Consider the following 18,453-nt stretch of genomic DNA (forward strand, 5'->3'; position numbering starts at 1 on the left):
CCGTTGGTGCGCATCGGCGGCCGCCGACAGTGCGTCCGCCAGCGACACCGGGTCGGGACTCGGCACCGGCCGGTCCCCGGTCAGTAACAACACGGCTCCCGAACCGACGCCGCACCGGGACAGCGTCAGCGCCGGATTCAGCGGCGGCCCACCGAGCTGCTGGCAGCCGAGCGGGGCCGCCGACGGCCAGCCACCGGTCGCGGCGTCGGCCGCCAGCGTGTGAACTGCGGGCAACAGGATGGCGATCGGGATGGCCGCCGGCAGCGTCAGATCCACCGCGCCGTTGCCGTAGCGCACGCACACCCGCACCGATTCGTCGATCATCGGGCGACGCTAAGCCCGTCCGGGACCCGGGTCTGATCCGTTGTGCACAGGGTGAATTGCGGGCCGGGGAGCGCGGATCTACCGTCAGCGGATGGCCGCCGTCGGCGATCTTCCCGCACCGCCCGCCCCGCCCCGCGAGGTGCGGATCCCGCTGGCCACCCGGCTGTCACCGGTGCTGATGGCGCTGAGCAGCATCGGGATGGTGGCGATGCTGGCCGACTCGCCAACCGGCGGCGGTAGCCACCGGATGATGTGGCTGCTGCCGATCACCATGATTGGATCGGCGCTGGCCAACCTGGTCGCCACCGGGCGGGCCGGGGCGCAGCGCCGGGAGCGCGATGAGCAGCGTCACCGCTATCTGGACCGGCTCGCCGACACCCACCGGGCGCTGACTGAATCCGCTGCCGCGCAACGTAACAGAATGCTTGCCCGGTATCCGGAACCGCACGCGCTGTGGGCGCTGATCGGCACCCCGGACATGTGGCAGGTCGGCCGGTCCGACCCCAGCTTCGGTCGGGTGCGGATCGGTCGCGGGCGGTGCGCGGCCGAATCGGTGCCGGCCGTCCCCGACATCGCCGAGGACGCCGATCCGTTGCTGGTCGCGGCGTTCCGCCGACTGGTCGACGGCCACGCCGAGCTGGCTGACGCGCCGGTGAGCGTCGCGCTGCCCGACGGCGCCGCGGTCGGGGTCACCGGCACACCAGAGGAGGTGCGTTCGCTGATCCGGGCCGTACTGTGCGGGCTGGCCGTCACCCACCCGCCCGACGAGCTGTCCATCACCGCAGCCGTCGACGAATGCGAGGCGCCGCACTGGGACTGGCTTAAATGGTTGCCGCACAACAACTCCGGCGCACGGTTCGTGGTCGTCGTAGGCGACGGAACCGCCGACAAAGCCGCGGTCGCGGCGCTGCCGGCCGGGAGAGTCGAACTGCGAATCGGCGGCACCGCGCAGGAACACACCCTGGAACTCGTCGAGAACCGGCTGAGCACCCGCGGATTCGGACTCTGCGCACCGGCACTGGAACCCGACCGGCTCGACGAGGCCAGCGCGGCCGAATGCGCCCGCCGCCTCGCCGCCGCGCACCGTCCGGCCGAACCCGCCGACACCGGCGATCTGCGCGTCCGCCTCGGGCTCGGCGAATCCGGAACCCCGGTGTACCTGGACATCAAGGAAGCCGCCCACGGCGGCATGGGCCCGCACGGACTCTGCGTGGGCGCCACCGGATCCGGGAAATCCGAGCTGCTGCGTACCGTCGCTCTCGGCATGATCGCCGCACACCCGCCCGAGGAGCTCAACCTCGCGCTGGTCGACTTCAAGGGCGGCGCGACGTTTCTCGGCCTGGACCGCACCAATCACGTGGCCGCGGTCATCACCAACCTGGCCGACGAGGCCGCACTGGTCGACCGGATGGCCGAGGCGCTGACCGGTGAGATCGCCCGCCGCCAACAGCTTCTGCGGGCCGCGGGAAACCTCGCCGGGATCACCGAGTACCGGCGCGCCCGCGCGACCGGCGCACCCCTGCCGCCACTGCCGGTGCTTTTCCTGATCATCGACGAGTTCTCCGAACTGCTCATCCAGCACCCGGAATTCGCCGAGGTCTTCGCCGCCATCGGCCGCCTCGGCCGCTCGCTGGGCATGCACCTGCTGTTGGCCACCCAGCGCCTCGACGAGGGCCGGCTGCGCGGCCTGGAAACACACCTGTCCTACCGGATCTGCCTGAAAACCCTGTCGGCCACCGAATCCCGCGCGGTGCTCGGCACCCCCGCCGCCTACGAGCTGCCCGCAGCCCCCGGTGCGGCCTACCTCAAGGTCGGATCCGCCGACCCGGTCGCGTTCCGCTGCGACTACGTCTCCGGGCCCGCACCGGCAACGCTCGCCCCAGCCACCGAACCGCAACTGTTCACCGCAGCCTCGGCAACCGCACCGCCGACGCCCGACGCACCGACCCTACTGGACGTCACCCTGGCGGCCCTCGCCGGCACCGGCGCACCGGCCCACCAGATCTGGCTGCCGCCGCTGACCCGGTCCCCGGAACTGGCCGACCTGGAAGGAGCCCGGGAACCCTGGACCGCGACGATCGGGCTGGTGGACCGGGTGGCCGAGCAGCGCCGCACCCCGTGGCGGGTGGACCTGTCCGGTGCCGACGGCAACGTCGCCGTGGTCGGTGCGGCCCGCTCCGGAAAGTCCACGACACTGGTCACCCTGATCACCGCGTTGGCTCTCGGCGCGGACCCGCGGGACCTCTGCGTGCACTGCCTGGACTTCGGCGGCGGGCTGCTCACCGGCCTGGCGGAGCTGCCGCAGGTCGCGACGGTGGCCACCCGCGCGGAGCCGGATCTGGTGCGCCGCATCGTCACTCACCTGCAGGCCCAGGTCCACCGCCGCGACGTCGCCGGCCCGATCGCCCAGCGACCCCGCATGTTCCTGGTCATCGACGGCCTGGCCACCCTGCGCCAGGAGTTCGACGACCTGGAATCGGCGATCACCGCATTGGCCGGCGCCGGACTGGGCGTCGGGATCCACCTGGTGTTGGCGACCCCCCGGTGGGCCGATATCCGGCCCGCGCTCAAGGACCACCTCGGTACCCGGATAGAACTGCGGCTCGGTGAACCGTTGGACTCCGAGGTGGACCGCCACCGCGCCGCGGCTGTGCCCCGCAACTGTCCCGGAGCCGGACTGACCACCGACGGCCAGCCGGGCCGCATCGCTCGGCCCGGGCCGCCCGCCGATACCGCGAAGATCCTGATGGCGCGGGACCCGGGCCACCGGGCCGAGCCGGTGCGCCTGCTGCCCACACTGGTGACCGCCGCCGAACTCGGCGACAGCGTCGGCCTCCCCGTCGGGCTGGTCGACGACGACGAACTCTCCACCGTGGGAATCGAATTCACCGATCAGCCCCACCTGCTGATCCTCGGCGACAGCGGCGCCGGGAAGACCGCCCTGCTGCGGCTGCTGTGCCGGCAGCTGCTGGCCGACCGGGCGCCGGGCACACTGCGCTTCTTCCTCTGCGATCCGCGCGGCACCCTGGCCGACCTGCTGCCGTCGGACTGTCTGCTGGCAGGCGTTGATGATCTGCTCGACGTCGTCGGGGGACCGGAGACCGTGGTGGTCTGCGACGACTACGACCTGCTCGGCGCAGCCGGGGCCGCCGCGCTGGAGCCGCTGATCGAGCCGGCGGCCCGCGCCCGCGACCTGCGCCTGCGGATCCTGCTGGCCCGGCGCAGCACCGGTTCCGGACGGGCCATGTACGACCCGCTGATCGCCGCGCTGCGGGACACGGATCCGATCGGGCTGGCGCTGAGCGGAAATCCCGAGGAACCGGCCCTGCTGGGGACGGTCCGCCCGCGCCGGCTGCCGCCCGGCCGGGGCGTGCTGATCACCCGCGGCGACGACCCACGCTGCGTGCAACTGGCCTGGAGCCCACCGCGATGACCGTCATCGCCGAGATCGGCCCCCGCCTCGTCCGCTGCCTCGACGGTGGGCCCGACGGCGGCCACACCGACCCGAACTCGGCCGCCGCCGCGCTGGCCGGCGGCGACGACGCGCTGACCCTGCTGGACTCGGAGGCGGTCCCGGTCGCAGCGGCCTGGCGTGCCGCGCTGGCCCCGTTGTTGACCGCCGGCGAGGACGCGCTGCTGATCCATCCGAGCCGCTGGCCGCCGATGCGGGTACGGGCCGTCACCGCGGTGGCTGCGGCGCTGTGCGGCGCCCCGGTGCGGCCGGTGGCGCGGCGCGAACTGCACACCGACGACACCGGGCTGTTCGTCGAGATCGACACCGACGCGGTGCTGCTGGGCGACCGGCGCCATCGCCGACTGTGCCACCGGCTCGGGGACCCCTCCGCTGTCGCGGACACCGTCGCCGCCGACCTGGCCGAGATCGGCCCGGGCGCCGTCGCCCTGGACAGCCCGCCCGGGGTGCCCGGCGCAGTCGATCTCGCCGCGCTGATCACCACCCGCCTCCGCGAGGCCGGACACCGCGTCGTCACCCCGACGGCCGCCGCGCTGGCCGCCGCCGCCCGGGCCACCGTCCCGGCCGCCGGGCCGGCGCACCGGCGCCGCCGTCGCGCGCTGGCCGCCGGCATCGCGGTGACCGCCGGCCTGGCGGGTGCCGCGGTGGCGGCCGCCCACCATCGACCGGTGCGGACGCTCGACGAACCGGGAACCAGCACCCTGATCGAGGGCCGGCTGGCGGTGACCGTCCCGGCCGACTGGACGGTGCGCCGGGTCACCGGCGGCCCCGGCTCGGCGCGCGTCGAAGTCCGCTCACCGCGGGATCCGCAGGTGGCGCTGCATCTGACCCAGGCCCGCTCCGGCGTCGACCCGGCGACGACGGCCGAGGTGCTGCGCCGCGCGGTCACCGCGGCGCCGCCGGGGGTGTTCGTCGACTTCGACGCAGAGGCGGACCGCTACGGACGATCGGGCATCGGCTACCGGGAGCTGCGTCCCGAACACGAGATCACTTGGACCGTGCTCGCCGACGACGAACTCCGCATCGGGATCGGCTGCCAGAGCCCGCCCGGGAGCGCCGCGGCGATCGCCGCGGCGTGCGAGACGGCGGTCCGCACCGCCCACGGAGTCCGGTGACCACCACCGGTTCAACACCATTTATTAGGAGATCAGATGAGCGACCAGAGCACTCTCAACGGCAACTTCACCCTGATGCGCTCGGTGGCCGACACCGCCGACGCCCGGGCCGGCGAATTGCGGACCCTGCTGGGCCGCTTCATCTCCGACATGCTCTCGGTCCCGCCGTCGGTCTGGGACGGTCTCGCGGCCCGGGAGTTCCGCACCGTGGTGGACCGGTGGAACGCGGAATCCGGCCAACTGTGCACCGCGCTGGAACGCATCGCGGAAACCCTGCGGGGCAACGCCGGTGGGCTCGGCTCGGCCGGTGACCGGCACGCCGACCGGATCGCGGCCGTCGGCCGCAACCTGGGCGGGCGGTGAATCATGGACGAGAACGTCTCCTACAACTTCGGTCTCATCGATTCGCTGGTGCGCCGGGAGATTCACGCCACCACCGCGCGTCTCAACGCTTCGCTGACCGACCTGCGGTCCCGGATCGCTCCGCTACGGGCCAGCTGGACGCGGGAAACCGCGACCGCGTTCGGCATCGAACAGGACCGCTGGGACCGGGCCGCCGCCGGACTCAATGACATCCTCACCCGGTTGGGTCATGCCGTCGGCGACGGCGCCGACGAGGTCGCAGCCACCGACCGTCGGGAAGCCCGCCGCTGGGGCTGAGCCCCGGCCCCACACCCGCCCGGGCCGCCGGAGAACGAGAGGAGAGCTCCGGATCCGGTGGCCCGGGTGACCCCGGTCACAAATGGCGATAGGGTGAACGGCATGGTCAACGCGGCATTCCGGGCCCGCGCGGCCGACCTGCGCAGCGCCCATGACCGATTCGTCGCCGGCGAGGTCGAACTCGCCGCGCTGGCCCCTGCCGTGCGACCCGTCGTTGCCGGCAGTTGGCAGCGCAGCCTGGCCAGCGGGGTGAACCCCGACCTGCCCGCCGGCCCGAGCGCCCGGTCCGTCGCCGATGTCCGCGCCGCGCACCCGCTGGCCGTGGCCCTGCCGGTGATCCGCAAACTCCTGGTCGCCGACGCCGTGGACGCCGGCGTCGTGGTGGCCGTCAGCGACGCCGACGGCACCCTGCTCTGGGTGGAGGGCGACCCCCGCGCCTGCCGCCGGGTGGAGACGATGAACTTCGTCCCCGGCGCCAACTGGAGTGAGGGGACGGCGGGCACCAACGCCCCCGGCACCGCGCTGACGCTGGACACCGAGGTGCAGATCCTCGGCTCCGAGCACTTCGCCCGGGTCGCCCGGCCGTGGAGCTGCACGGCCGTCCCGGTGCACGATCCGCACACCGGTGTCCCCCTGGGCGCCATCGACCTGACCGGCGGCGCATCGGTGGCGTCCCCGCAGACCCTGGCCCTGGTGCGCGCCACCGCGGTGGCCGTGGAAAACCACCTCGCGCTGCTGCGGCTGACCGGCACCGTCGTCGGGCCCACGCACGCCCCGCCGCACCTGACCGTGCTCGGCGCCGACCGGCCCCGCTGGATCACCGGCGCCGACACCGGCCGGACCCACCCGCTGACCCTGACAGGCCGGCACGCCGACATCCTGGTGCTGCTCAGCCGCCACCCCGAGGGACTGTCCGCCGACCATCTCGCGGTGCTGCTCGACGACAAGGACCTCGACGTGGTGACCGTGCGCGCCGAGATGTCGCGGCTGCGCAAGGTGATCGGTGCCGACCGGCTCAGCTCGCGGCCCTACCGGCTGACCGAACCGATCACCTCCGACATCGGCGCGGTGTTCGCCGACCTGGACGCCGGCGACGTCACCGCCGCCCTGCGCGGATATCCGGGACCGCTACTCCCGCAATCGGTTTCGCCGGCCATCGCGCGGCTGCGCACCGAACTGTCGGCGACCCTGCGGGCCGCGGTGCTGACCGAACACGCCCGCGGCAACCCCACGCTGCTGCGCCGCTGGCTGGATCTGCCCGAGGGACGCGACGACCGGGACGGCTGGCGGGCGCTGCGCGACGGTGCCCACGAGCCGCCGGCCCGGGCCCGCGCATCCGGGCGACTGGCCGGGATCGACTTCGAACTCGGCCTGGGCTGAAAACTCGCCACTTTTCGCCGCCCATTGCAACGGTGCTGCAACCCGCGCGCTCCTAATGTGAGTGATCACCGACACACTTGGGAGGAAGTCATGACCGTTTACGCACGACCGGGCACCGAGGGTGCGGCGATGGCGTTTCAATCCCGCTACGACAACTACATCGGTGGCCAGTGGGTCGCACCGACAGCCGGCCGGTACTTCGAGAACCGCACCCCGGTCACCGGCGAGGTGTTCTGCGAGGTCGCCCGCTCCGACGCCGACGACATCGACAAGGCCCTGGACGCCGCGCACGCCGCCGCACCGGCCTGGGGCAAGACCTCGCCCGCCGAGCGCGCGCTGATCCTCAACCGGATCGCCGACCGGATGGAAGCCAATCTGGAGTCGCTGGCCGTCGCCGAGAGCTGGGATAACGGCAAGCCGATCCGGGAGACCCTGAACGCCGACATCCCGCTGGCGATCGACCACTTCCGCTATTTCGCCGGGGCGATCCGCGCCCAGGAGGGGTCGCTGAGCCAGATCGACGAGGACACCGTCGCCTACCACTTCCACGAGCCGCTCGGCGTGGTCGGCCAGATCATCCCGTGGAACTTCCCGATCCTGATGGGCGTGTGGAAGCTGGCTCCGGCGCTGGCCGCCGGCAACGCCATCGTCCTCAAACCCGCCGAGCAGACCCCGGTGTCGATACTGCACCTGATGAGCATCGTCGGCGACCTGCTGCCGGCCGGCACGGTCAACATCGTCAACGGTTTCGGGGTGGAGGCCGGCAAGCCGCTGGCGTCCAGCCCACGGATCGCCAAGATCGCCTTCACCGGCGAGACCGGCACCGGCCGGCTGATCATGGGCTACGCCACCGAGAATCTGATCCCGGTGACTCTGGAGCTCGGCGGCAAGAGCCCCAACCTCTTCTTCTCCGACGTGCTGGCCGCCAACGACGACTACTGCGACAAGGCCCTGGAGGGCTTCACCATGTTCGCCCTCAACCAGGGGGAGGTGTGCACCTGTCCGTCGCGATCGCTGATCCAGGCCGACATCTTCGACGACTTCCTGTCCATGGCCGCCATCCGCACCAAGGAGATCCGCCAGGGTGATCCGCTGGATACCGAGACCATGATCGGCGCCCAGGCCTCCCGGGAACAGCTCGACAAGATCCTGTCCTACATCGAGATCGGCAAAAACGAAGGCGCACAACTGGTTACCGGTGGGCAACAGGCCGACCTCGGCGGTGACCTGTCCGGCGGCTACTACATCGACCCGACGGTGTTCACCGGTGACAATGACATGCGGATCTTCCAGGAGGAGATCTTCGGGCCCGTGCTGGCGGTCACCCCGTTCGCCGACTACGACGAGGCCATCCGGATCGCCAACGACACCAAGTTCGGTCTCGGGGCGGGGGTGTGGAGCCGCGACGGCCGGATCGCCTACCGGGCCGGCCGCGACATCCAGGCCGGCCGGGTGTGGACCAACACCTACCACCAGTACCCCGCGCACGCCGCCTTCGGTGGCTACAAGCAGTCCGGCATCGGCCGGGAGAACCACCTGATGATGCTCGATCACTACCAGCAGACGAAAAACCTGCTGGTGTCCTACGCTACCAAGGCACAGGGCTTTTTCTGATCCGGCCGTCGCCGTCCGAATCCTCTCCGCATCGCGTCACCGGTCATCCAGGAGCCTGCCGTGTCTCATCCCGAACACCACGAACATCACGTCGACCTCTCCGTCGAGGAACATCTGGAGAGCGACGAGTATCTGCGAAAACGCCAGCTGCGCAAGGGTAGTGCTGGCTGGCTGCTACTCGCCGGCCTCGGCGTCAGCTACGTCATCTCCGGCGATTTCTCCGGCTGGAACTACGGACTGGCCCAGGGTGGCTTCGGTGGTCTTCTGATCGCCGTTGTCGTCATCGCCGCCATGTACTTCTGCATGGTCCTCGGGCTGGCCGAGATGTCCTCGGCGCTGCCCGCGGCCGGCGGCGGCTACACCTTCGCCCGCCGCGCGCTTGGCCCCTGGGGCGGATTCGCCACCGGCACCGCGATCCTGATCGAGTACTCGATCGCGCCGGCGGCGATCGCCACCTTCATCGGCGGGTACGTCGAATCCCTGGGCCTGTTCGGCATTCACAAGGGCTGGTGGGTGTACCTGGCGGCGTTCGTCATCTTCATCGGCATCCACCTCGCCGGTGTGGGGGAGGCGCTGCGGCTGATGTTCGTCATCACCGCCATCGCGCTGCTGGGCCTGGTCATCTTCGCGGTCAACGCCGTCGGCAAGTTCGACGGCCACCGGCTGACCGACATCGTCCCGGACGCCGCGGCCGCCGGAGCCTCGCACTTCCTGCCGCACGGCTACCTCGGCATCTGGGCCGCCATCCCGTTCGCCATCTGGTTCTTCCTCGCCGTCGAGGGCGTCCCGCTGGCCGCCGAGGAGACCGCCAATCCGGAGCGCAACGTGCCGCGCGGCATCATCGCCGCGATGACGGTGCTGATCATCACCTGCGTGACCGTCCTGTTCCTGACCGCCGGTTCCGGTGGCGCGGAAGCGATGTCGCACGTCGACGATCCGCTGGTGCAGGCGCTCGGCGGCGAGGGCACGGCGGCCAAGCTGGTCAACTACATCGGCCTGGCCGGACTGATCGCCAGTTTCTTCTCCATCATCTACGCCTACTCCCGGCAGACCTTCGCGCTCTCGCGCGCCGGGTACCTGCCGACCACCTTGTCGATCACCAACAAGCGCAAGGCGCCGACGCTGGCGCTGATCGTGCCGGGCATCGTCGGGTTCCTGCTGTCGCTGACCGGCCACGGGGATCTCATCCTCAACATGGCGGTGTTCGGCGCGGCGTTGAGCTACGTGCTGATGATGGTCAGCCACATCGTGCTTCGGGTCCGGGAGCCGGGCATGAATCGCCCGTACCGGACCCCGGGCGGCATCGTCACCACCGGCTTCGCCCTCGTCGTCGCGATCATCGCGCTGATCGCCACCTTCCTGGTCAATCCGATCGCCGCGGGTCTGTGCCTGCTGGTGTTCGCCGCGTTCATGGCCTACTTCGCGCTCTACAGCCGGCACCGACTGGTGGCCAACTCGCCGGACGAGGAGTTCGCGATGCTCGCGGAGGCGGAAGCCGACCTGACATGAAGCGGCACCAGCAGGTCGGCGGCGTCAACTACGAATTCGACGGCCTCGTCGAGCTGATGGCCAAGGCCACCCCGCTGCGCTCCGGCGATCAGCTGGCCGGCTGCGCGGCCGAACACGACGCCGAGCGCGCCGCGGCGGCCTGGCTGCTCGCCGACCTGCCGCTGGACACCTTCCTGGAAGAACTGCTGGTCCCGTACGAGACCGACGAGGTCACCCGGCTGATCATCGATACCCATGACCGCCAGGCGTTCTCGGCGATTTCCCATCTGACCGTCGGCGGTTTCCGGGACTGGCTGTTGGAGACCATCGCTGGGGACGACGGCGCCGCCCGGATCGCCGCCGTCGTTGCTGGGCTGACCCCGGAGATGGTGGCCGCCACCGCCAAGATCATGCGCAACCAGGACCTGATCGCGGTGGCCGCCGCGCTGCGGGTGACCGCCGGGTTCCGCACCACCATCGGCCTGCCCGGCACCATGGCCACCCGGCTGCAGCCCAACCACCCCACCGACGACCCGCGGGGCATCGCCGCGGCCGTCCTCGACGGCCTGCTGCTGGGCTGCGGCGACGCCGTCATCGGCATCAACCCGGCCACCGACTCGCCCCAGGCCACCGCCGACCTGCTGGCGCTGCTCGACGACATCCGGCAGCGGTTCGGCATCCCGGCGCAGTCCTGCGTGCTGTCGCACATCACCACCACCATCGGCCTGATCGAGGCGGGGGCGCCGGTGGACCTGCCGTTCCAGTCCATCGCCGGCACCGAGGCCGCCAACCGGGCGTTCGGCGTGGACATCGCGCTGCTGCGGGAGGGCCGCGACGCCGCCCGCTCGCTGCACCGCGGCACCGTCGGTGACAACGTCATGTACCTGGAGACCGGGCAGGGCTCGGCGCTCAGCTCGGGCACTCACCTGGGCACCGGCGGCAAACCGGTGGACCAGCAGACGCTGGAGACCCGCGCCTACGCGGTGGCCCGGGACCTGCAACCGCTGCTGGTCAACACGGTCGTCGGATTCATCGGGCCGGAATACCTCTACGACGGCCGGCAGATCATCCGCGCCGGGCTGGAGGACCACTTCTGCGGCAAGCTGCTGGGGCTGCCGATGGGCGTCGACGTCTGCTACACCAACCACGCCGAGGCCGACCAGAACGACATGGACGTACTGCTGAACCTGCTGGCCGCGGCCGGCGTCGCGTTCGTCATCACCGTCCCCGGCGCCGACGACGTCATGCTCGGCTACCAGAGCCTGTCGTTTCACGACGCCCTGGTCACCCGGCGCACCTTCGGGCTGCACCCGGCCCCGGAATTCGAGGCCTGGCTGCAGCGGATCGGGATGGTCGACGACGCCGGCCGGCTCACCCCGTTCGACGTGCACCACTCACCGCTGCGCGCCATCGCGGGAGGTCGCCGTGCCCAATGATCCGGTGCCCAATGATCCTGCGGTCCAGGACTTCTGGAGCGAACTGCGCACCACCACCCAGGCCCGGATCGGGCTGGGCCGGGCCGGCAACTCGCTGCCGACCCGCAACGTCCTGGAACTGTCGGCCGCGCACGCCGCCGCCCGCGACGCCGTGCACGAGCCGCTGGATGTCGAGACCCTCGCGGCGGCGGTGACCCGGATCGGCATCGGCGAACCCGCCGTCGTATCCAGTAGGGCGAGCACCCGAGGGGAGTACCTGCGCCGCCCCGATTTCGGCCGGTTGCCCGCCGAGCAGACGGTGCTGCCCGAGACCCCCGCCGACATCGGTTTCGTGCTGGCCGACGGCCTGTCCCCGCTGGCGTTGGCCAAACACGGTGCGCCGCTGCTGGCCGAACTCGTCGCCCGGCTGGCTCCGCACTACACGCTGGCCCCGCCGGTCATCGCCACCCAGGCGCGCGTCGCCCTCGGCGACCACATCGGTGCCCGCGCAGGCTTCACCACCTTGCTGGTGATCATCGGCGAGCGCCCCGGCCTGTCGGTCGCCGACAGCCTCGGCATCTACCTGACGCACCGGCCCCGAGTGGGACTGTCCGACGCCGACCGCAACTGCATCTCCAACATCCACCCGCCCGACGGCCTCGGCTACGGCGACGCCGCCCGCATCGTCGCCGGCCTGGTGTCCGGCGCCCGGGAACTCGGTCGTTCCGGCGTCGACCTCAAGGACACGTCGCGGTCCGCGGAACTCGGCGGCACCGGTCGCGGCGAACTGATCTGAGCCACCCAGAGGAGAATCGTGACCCGCACCCGTCGTCTCATCGACGCCGCGACGCTGGCCGCCACGCTGGCCGCCCTGCCGGTGATCTCCGGCTGCGCCGGTCGGACCGGGCCCACCGAGCGGGCCGAGTGCCGCACCCTCGCCGAGGATCGAGCCTGGTACGGCGACAACCGGGACCGCATCGATGCGATGCTGGCCGACCTCGGCACCTGCGGTGCGGACGGGTCGGTACGAACGGGCGCCCCGCTGGCGCTGTTCGACTGGGACAACACGCTGGTCAAGAACGACATCGGCGACGCCACGTTCTTCTGGCTGGTCCGCAACGGGAAGATACGGGCGCCCGCGGACGGCAATTGGTCCTCCACCAGTGAATACCTGACCCCGGCGGCCGCCGCCGCTCTGGCTGCCGCCTGCGCGGGCGCCGAACCCGGTCAGCCGATGCCGACCGACACCGACACCGGCTGCGCCGACGAACTCGTATCGGTCTACACCGATAGCGCGACCACGACCGGCCGACCGGCCTTCGCCGGGTTCAACGCCCGCCGCATCGAACCCGCCTACGCCTGGGCGGCGCAGCTACAGGCCGGGTGGCGGGAATCGGACCTGACCGGATTCGCCGAAGCCGCGCGCGCGGAGAATCTTGCCGCGCCTGAGGGGGCCGAACAGCAGGTCGGCACCGGCCGACATACCGGTTGGGTTCGCTACTACCCGCAGATGCGTGACCTGGTGGAAAGCCTGCGCGCCAACGGATTCGATGTGCGGGTCATCTCGGCGTCGGCCGAACCGGTGGCGCGGGTGTGGGCCGCCGAACTCGGCATCCCGGCCGATCACGTGATGGGCGTCCGCGTCGGCCTCGACGGCGACACACTCACCTCGCGGCTGGTGCCCTGCGGAGGTGAGACGGCCATCCCGTATATCGAGGGCAAGCGCTGCCGGGTCAACGAAGAGGTATTCGGGGTGACCGGTACCGACGCGTTCGACCAGCTGCCCGAATCCCAGCGGGCCGCATTCGCCGCGGGCGACTCCGACACCGATGTCACGTTCCTCTCCGACGCCACCGCGCTGCGGCTGGTGCTCAACAGGAACAAGACCGAGGTGATGTGCGTGGCCTACGACAACGCGGACGGGCGCTGGTTGGTCAACCCGATGTTCATCGATCCCAAGAGGCAGAGCGCCGGGTACGCCTGCGCCTCCAAGGGCCACATCGAGCCCGGCGGCGGCACCGGTCCGCTGCACCGCCCGGATGGGAGCGTCGTCCCAGACCAGCAGGATCGGGTGTACTGAGGAGCGCCGTGTCGCCGCACCTAAACTCGGCACGGTGACCATCGGCCTGATCTGCGCCATCGACTCCGAGCTGGCGGCGCTGAGCGCGGCGCTGGAGGCCGAGCGGCACACCGACATCGCACACACCCGGTTCGCCGAGGGAACCCTCGACGGGCACCCGGTGGTGCTGGTGGGTGCCGGCATGGGCAAGGTCAACGCCGCCGTGGTGACCACCCTGCTGATCGAACGGTTCGGCGCGCGCGCCGTGGTGTTCTCCGGGGTGGCCGGCGGCCTGCGCCCGGATCTGGCGGTCGGCGACGTCGTCATCGCCGACCGGGTCATCCAGTGCGACGCCGGGCGCATCGAGGACGGCCGGTTGCGGGTGTACCAGCCCGGGCACGTCGAGTTCTTCAACCCCACCGACCGGCTCGGCTACGACGTCGACCCGGCGCTGCTGGCCCGGGTGCGCGAGGCGCTGGCCGGCCTGGAATCCGGCGCCCGCGTCGTCTACGACACCGTGCTGACCGGGGACCAGTACCTGCACTGCGAGGACACCCGCACCCGGCTGCACGCCGAGTTCGCCGGAGCGGCCATCGAGATGGAGGGCGGCGCGCTGGCCCAAGTCTGTGAGAGCTTCGGGGTGCCCTGGCTGGTGGTCCGCGCCCTGTCCGACCTGGCCGGACGCGATTCCATCCGGGATTTCACCGCGTTCGGTGCCGCTGTCGCCGAAACCTCGGCGGCCATCCTGCGCCGGCTGCTTCCGGTCGTTTTCGCCGACGGAGTTTGATCCTCTAGATCGCGGGTAACCCCCGGCCGGCTAGCCGTTTTGACCGGCGCCGATGCCCGCCGGTAAGCTCCTCCGTTGGCGTGCGTGCCCCTTCACCGGGCAGCTGGAGCCCGGGTCAATGTCGGTCGCCGGGACCTCCACATCGCGCGTCGACCGACATCCGTATAACCGAGAGGATAGGCACTGTGCCTACGTACACGCCGAAGGCGGGTGACACCACGCGCTCGTGGTACGTCATCGACGCCACCGACGTGGTGCTCGGCCGCCTCGCCGTCACCGCAGCCGACCTGCTGCGCGGCAAGGGCAAGCCGACATTCACGCCGAATTCCGATGAGGGTGACTTCGTCATCATCATCAACGCCGAGAAGATTGCCCTGTCCGGCAACAAGCTCACCAACAAGTTCGCCTACAGCCACTCCGGTTATCCGGGCGGTCTGCGCAAGCGCACCATCGGCGAACTGCTGGAGAAGCACCCGACCCGGGTCGTGGAGAACGCGATCGTCGGCATGCTGCCGCACAACAAGCTGTCGCGGCAGGTCCAGAAGAAGCTGAAGGTGTACGCGGGCCCGAATCACCCGCACGCGGCCCAGCAGCCCCAGGTCTACGAGATCAAGCAGGTGAGCCAGTGAGCGACGTCGAAACCACCGAGGTCTTCGTGACCGAGACCCCCGAGACCGTCGAGGTCGACGTGGTCGAGGCCGCCGCCCCGCGCGAGCCGGTCTACATCGACCGCCCGATCCAGACCGTCGGCCGCCGCAAGGAAGCCGTCGTCAGGGTCCGCCTGGTTCCCGGCAGCGGCAAGTTCGAACTGGACGGCCGCACCCTGGAGAACTACTTCCCGAACAAGGTGCACCAGCAGCTGATCAAGGCCCCGCTGGTCACTGTGGACCGGGTCGACAGCTTCGACATCTACGCCCACCTCGACGGTGGCGGCCCGTCCGGGCAGGCCGGCGCGCTGCGCCTGGCGATCGCCCGGGCACTGATCCTGGTGTCGCCCGAGGACCGTCCGGCGCTGAAGAAGGCCGGCTTCCTCACCCGTGACCCGCGCGCCACCGAGCGCAAGAAGTACGGCCTGAAGAAGGCCCGCAAGGCGCCGCAGTACAGCAAGCGCTGATCTGTTCGCTTCACTCCGACGGGCGGGTGTGCCGCAGTTGTGGCACGCCCGCCCTCGGCGTATCCACAGTCGGCGTTTCTACAGGAGGTGACCGGTGGCCCGATTGTTCGGTACCGACGGTGTGCGCGGGGTGGCCAACGGCGAGCTGACCGCCGAGCTGGCGCTCGGCCTGGCGGCCGCGGCCGCCGGTGAACTGGCGGGTGCGGCCCGACTCGCCGTCGTCGGCCGGGACCCCCGGATCAGCGGCGGGATGCTGGAGGCCGCCGTCGTCGCCGGCATCACCAGCGCCGGTATCGACGTGCTGCGGGTTGGGGTGTTGCCCACCCCGGCCGTCGCCCACCTCACCGGCGCCTACGGCGCCGACTTCGGCGTGATGATCTCCGCCTCGCATAATCCCATGCCCGACAACGGGATCAAGTTCTTCGGCGCCGGCGGGCACAAGCTCGACGACGCCACCGAGGACCGCATCGAGGGCCGGCTGGCCGCCGGGCCGGCGCAGCGCCCGACCGGGGCCGGCATCGGCCGGGTCATCGACGCCGACGACGCCGTGGCCCGCTACCTGGAGCACGTCGGCCGGGCCGCCACCGCGGCGCTGGACGGGCTGACCGTCGTCGTCGACTGCGCGCACGGCGCGGCGTCGGTCACCGCCCCGCTGGCCTACGAGTCGGCCGGGGCGAAGGTCATCGCCATCAACGCCGCCCCCGACGGCCTCAACATCAACGACGGCTGCGGCTCTACCCACCTGGACCAGGTCGCGGCCGCCGTCGTCGAACACGGCGCCGACCTGGGCCTGGCGCACGACGGTGACGCCGACCGCTGCCTCGCCGTGGACGCGGCCGGCAACGTCGTCGACGGCGACGCCATCATGGTCATCATGGCCATGGCCATGGCCGAGTCCGGCGAGCTGGCGTGCAACACCCTGGTCGCCACCGTGATGAGCAATCTGGGCCTGCACCTGGCCATGCGGGACGCCGGAATCACCGTGCGCACCACGGGCGTCGGCGACCGCTACGTGCTGGAGGAACTGCGCGCCGGGAACTTCTCGCTGGGCGGTGAACAGTCCGGGCACATCGTGCTGCCGGCGCTGGGCACCACCGGCGACGGGATCGCCACCGGCCTGCGGTTGATCTCCCGGATGGCCGAGACCGGCCGCTCGCTGGCGGAGCTGGCCGCCGCCATGCGGACCCTGCCGCAGGTGCTGATCAATGTGCCGGTGGCCGACAAGGACACCGTCGCCGCCACCGACGACGTGCAGGCCGCCGTCCGCGCTGCCGAGGACACCCTCGGTGACGAGGGGCGAATCCTGTTGCGGCCCTCGGGAACCGAGCAACTGGTCCGGGTGATGGTGGAGGCCGGCGACGCCGACACCGCCCGCACCCTCGCCGAGCGGGTTGCCGCGGTGGTGGGCGCCCAGAGCTGAGCCCGTCTCCGGCGGGAACCGATTCCGGGTGCGCGCCGTCTGAACAGGGTATGGGCGAACCACAGAACACCCGGGTGGACCTGGCCGCCGTCGCAGCGGTGGCCGACCGCTTCGATGCGCTGGCCGCGCGACTGGATGAGGCCGGCCGCGCGGCGCGGCCGAGATTCGACGGTGCAACGGCCGGCCGGGCACACGGCAACGCCGGCCGTGAACTGCAGCGGGCGGTGGAGGTGCTGATCACCGACGTGGCGGCCTGGGCCCGGGCCGACGCGGAGATTGCCGCCGCGCTGCGCAGCGGGGCCGCGCGCTACCGGGCCGGCGACACCGACGCCGCTGCCGGGATGGGCTGAGCTGTGGGCTCCCCGGATCGGGTGACCGCCCGGCTGGCCGACGGCCGGGCGGGCGTCACCGACCTGTCGACCCTGGTGCAGGCCGCTGCGCTGCGCGGCTATTCCGATGCCGACCTCACCCTGCACCCCGGGCAGCCGGGGGACTGGTACGCCACCGAGGACGGCCTGGACCTCGACGCGCTGGACGCCGACGCCGCCACCCTGCGATCCCTGGCCGCTGTGGCCGCCGAGGCCCTGGCCACCTCGCGGGAACTGCGAACCACGCTGACGGCGGCGTTCTCCGGCGCCGGTGCCACCGCCGCCGACGGCTTTCTGTCCCGCAACGCCGCCGCCGCCGCGACCGTCGGTGGCCGGCTGGAGCGCACCGCCCGCTGCTATCCGATACTGGCCGGACAGCTTTGGCGTGCGATCGATGCCAAGGTGACCGCGACGTGCGGGCTCGCCGGCCGGTGGGCGAACCGGCGCACCGAATGGCTGGCCGCCGCCTCGGCCGTGCTGGCCGGCAGCACCGATGAGCAGTCCACCGCGACCGTCGAGCGGTCGGTGAAACCGTTTGTTGCCGAGTCGGTCCGGGGCGACTGGCTGGCGGCCATGCGCACCGCGGTGGCCGCCGTCGAACAGGCCTACCGGGCTGCCGTCGATCAGCTGGCCGATGGTGCCGTCGTGCGTTTCGAGATTCCCGCGGATCTGGTGCCCTCGGCCCCGGCGAGGACCTCTGCGTCTGCGGCCGTGGCCGCTGCGCCTCCGGCTGCGGCGCCGACCAGCCCCGCTGCCGCCTCGGGTGACACAGTGCCACCGGATGTTTCGGCAGAACCGGGTGTATCGCCCTCGCAGTCATCCTCGGCCGTTCCGCCCGCTTCATCTACCGTGCCGGACACCGGGACGGGCTCGACACCCAATCTCGGTTCGCTGCCCACCCTGGGCTCCGGCTCCGGCCTGGGCCTGCCCGATTTCGGTGCCCTCGAGGACCCCTTCGGCGGCGACCCGCAACCTGACGCCGTTGATGACCAACAGACCGACGACCAGACGCCACACGACGAGAAGGGCCGGGACGAGAAAGCGGATGACAAGAAGGCCAGTGACGAGGAGTCCGGTGACGAGGAGTCCGGGGACCGCAGCCAAGCCGGCGACGATGCCAAAGTCGCCCCCGAGCCCGTCACGCCCGAGCCCGTCATACCGGTGATCCCGCCCGAGCCCGCCCAGACTCCCTGCGAGATCGCCGCCGACGAGCTACCCCAGGTTGGTGCCTGAGCCC

16 protein-coding genes and 1 pseudogene are annotated in these 18,453 nt (G+C 71.4%); 16 read left to right on the forward strand and 1 reads right to left on the reverse strand.

Translation table 11 applies throughout. From position 1 onward, the window contains the following. Positions 1–93: 93 nt before the first annotated feature. Positions 94–324, reverse strand: a pseudogene (locus G6N16_RS21745) (EsaB/YukD family protein); the annotation flags it as partial. Between the two features lie 91 nt (positions 325–415). Between G6N16_RS21745 and eccCb the strand changes: the two are divergent. From eccCb to G6N16_RS07235, 16 genes are all read left to right on the forward strand, one after another. Beyond that, a complete protein-coding gene (gene eccCb, locus G6N16_RS07160) occupies positions 416–3,757 on the forward strand; it encodes a type VII secretion protein EccCb (RefSeq protein WP_083032733.1) in 3,342 nt (1,113 codons plus the stop codon). Beyond that, complete coding sequence (locus tag G6N16_RS07165) at positions 3,754–4,911, forward strand: type VII secretion-associated protein (RefSeq protein WP_083032735.1); 1,158 nt, start codon at positions 3,754–3,756, stop codon at positions 4,909–4,911. Before eccCb ends, G6N16_RS07165 begins: the two co-directional genes overlap by 4 nt. Before the next feature lie 36 nt (positions 4,912–4,947). Next, complete coding sequence (locus tag G6N16_RS07170) at positions 4,948–5,274, forward strand: WXG100 family type VII secretion target (protein ID WP_083032736.1); 327 nt, start codon at positions 4,948–4,950, stop codon at positions 5,272–5,274. A gap of 3 nt (positions 5,275–5,277) precedes the next feature. Further along, entirely contained in the window at positions 5,278–5,571 is a 294-nt protein-coding gene (locus tag G6N16_RS07175) for a WXG100 family type VII secretion target (protein ID WP_083032738.1), read from the forward strand. A gap of 102 nt (positions 5,572–5,673) precedes the next feature. Next, positions 5,674–6,951 carry a helix-turn-helix domain-containing protein gene (locus G6N16_RS07180; RefSeq protein ID WP_083032755.1) on the forward strand — a complete coding sequence of 426 codons (1,278 nt, stop codon included), beginning with the start codon at positions 5,674–5,676 and terminating at the stop codon, positions 6,949–6,951. 90 nt (positions 6,952–7,041) lie between these two features. Continuing rightward, positions 7,042–8,565: an acetaldehyde dehydrogenase ExaC gene (gene exaC, locus G6N16_RS07185; protein ID WP_083032739.1), complete on the forward strand. Its 1,524-nt coding sequence runs from the start codon at positions 7,042–7,044 to the stop codon at positions 8,563–8,565. Between the two features lie 60 nt (positions 8,566–8,625). Further along, positions 8,626–10,074 (forward strand): ethanolamine permease, encoded by a 1,449-nt coding sequence (gene eat / locus G6N16_RS07190; protein ID WP_083032741.1) that lies wholly within the window; start codon positions 8,626–8,628, stop codon positions 10,072–10,074. Beyond that, complete coding sequence (locus G6N16_RS07195) at positions 10,071–11,489, forward strand: ethanolamine ammonia-lyase subunit EutB (RefSeq protein ID WP_083032743.1); 1,419 nt, start codon at positions 10,071–10,073, stop codon at positions 11,487–11,489. Before eat ends, G6N16_RS07195 begins: the two co-directional genes overlap by 4 nt. Then, the gene (gene eutC, locus G6N16_RS07200; RefSeq protein ID WP_234805970.1) at positions 11,479–12,264 is read left to right on the forward strand and encodes an ethanolamine ammonia-lyase subunit EutC; all 786 of its coding nucleotides are present in this window, start codon (positions 11,479–11,481) and stop codon (positions 12,262–12,264) included. The genes G6N16_RS07195 and eutC overlap by 11 nt, the downstream gene beginning before the upstream one ends. An 18-nt stretch (positions 12,265–12,282) precedes the next feature. Then, on the forward strand, positions 12,283–13,548 hold the full coding sequence (locus G6N16_RS07205; protein ID WP_083032744.1) for a haloacid dehalogenase-like hydrolase: 1,266 nt from the start codon (positions 12,283–12,285) through the stop codon (positions 13,546–13,548). 34 nt (positions 13,549–13,582) lie between these two features. Continuing rightward, positions 13,583–14,314: a 5'-methylthioadenosine/adenosylhomocysteine nucleosidase gene (locus G6N16_RS07210; RefSeq protein WP_083032746.1), complete on the forward strand. Its 732-nt coding sequence runs from the start codon at positions 13,583–13,585 to the stop codon at positions 14,312–14,314. A gap of 185 nt (positions 14,315–14,499) precedes the next feature. Further along, positions 14,500–14,943 (forward strand): 50S ribosomal protein L13, encoded by a 444-nt coding sequence (gene rplM / locus G6N16_RS07215; protein WP_083032747.1) that lies wholly within the window; start codon positions 14,500–14,502, stop codon positions 14,941–14,943. A 26-nt stretch (positions 14,944–14,969) separates the two neighbouring features. Next, positions 14,970–15,428, forward strand: a complete 459-nt coding sequence (rpsI, locus tag G6N16_RS07220) for a 30S ribosomal protein S9 (protein WP_083032759.1) — start codon at positions 14,970–14,972, stop codon at positions 15,426–15,428. A gap of 94 nt (positions 15,429–15,522) precedes the next feature. Further along, positions 15,523–16,848 carry a phosphoglucosamine mutase gene (gene glmM / locus G6N16_RS07225; RefSeq protein ID WP_083032749.1) on the forward strand — a complete coding sequence of 442 codons (1,326 nt, stop codon included), beginning with the start codon at positions 15,523–15,525 and terminating at the stop codon, positions 16,846–16,848. 50 nt (positions 16,849–16,898) lie between these two features. Beyond that, a complete protein-coding gene (locus G6N16_RS07230; protein WP_083032750.1) occupies positions 16,899–17,198 on the forward strand; it encodes a type VII secretion target in 300 nt (99 codons plus the stop codon). Positions 17,199–17,201: 3 nt separating this feature from the next. Further along, positions 17,202–18,449: a hypothetical protein gene (locus G6N16_RS07235; RefSeq protein WP_163787812.1), complete on the forward strand. Its 1,248-nt coding sequence runs from the start codon at positions 17,202–17,204 to the stop codon at positions 18,447–18,449. Positions 18,450–18,453: the final 4 nt, after the last annotated feature.

The organism is Mycolicibacterium insubricum (assembly GCF_010731615.1).
In the GTDB taxonomy this organism is placed as follows: Bacteria; Actinomycetota; Actinomycetes; order Mycobacteriales; family Mycobacteriaceae; genus Mycobacterium; species Mycobacterium insubricum.

Bases quoted from the DNA above. Each gene is read 5' to 3' on its own strand.
- eccCb (WP_083032733.1), top strand. From the start codon at position 416: ATGGCCGCCGTCGGCGATCTTCCCGCACCGCCCGCCCCGCCCCGCGAG.
- G6N16_RS07165 (WP_083032735.1), top strand. From the start codon at position 3,754: ATGACCGTCATCGCCGAGATCGGCCCCCGCCTCGTCCGCTGCCTCGAC.
- G6N16_RS07170 (WP_083032736.1), top strand. From the start codon at position 4,948: ATGAGCGACCAGAGCACTCTCAACGGCAACTTCACCCTGATGCGCTCG.
- G6N16_RS07175 (WP_083032738.1), top strand. From the start codon at position 5,278: ATGGACGAGAACGTCTCCTACAACTTCGGTCTCATCGATTCGCTGGTG.
- G6N16_RS07180 (WP_083032755.1), top strand. From the start codon at position 5,674: ATGGTCAACGCGGCATTCCGGGCCCGCGCGGCCGACCTGCGCAGCGCC.
- exaC (WP_083032739.1), top strand. From the start codon at position 7,042: ATGACCGTTTACGCACGACCGGGCACCGAGGGTGCGGCGATGGCGTTT.
- G6N16_RS07195 (WP_083032743.1), top strand. From the start codon at position 10,071: ATGAAGCGGCACCAGCAGGTCGGCGGCGTCAACTACGAATTCGACGGC.
- G6N16_RS07230 (WP_083032750.1), top strand. From the start codon at position 16,899: ATGGGCGAACCACAGAACACCCGGGTGGACCTGGCCGCCGTCGCAGCG.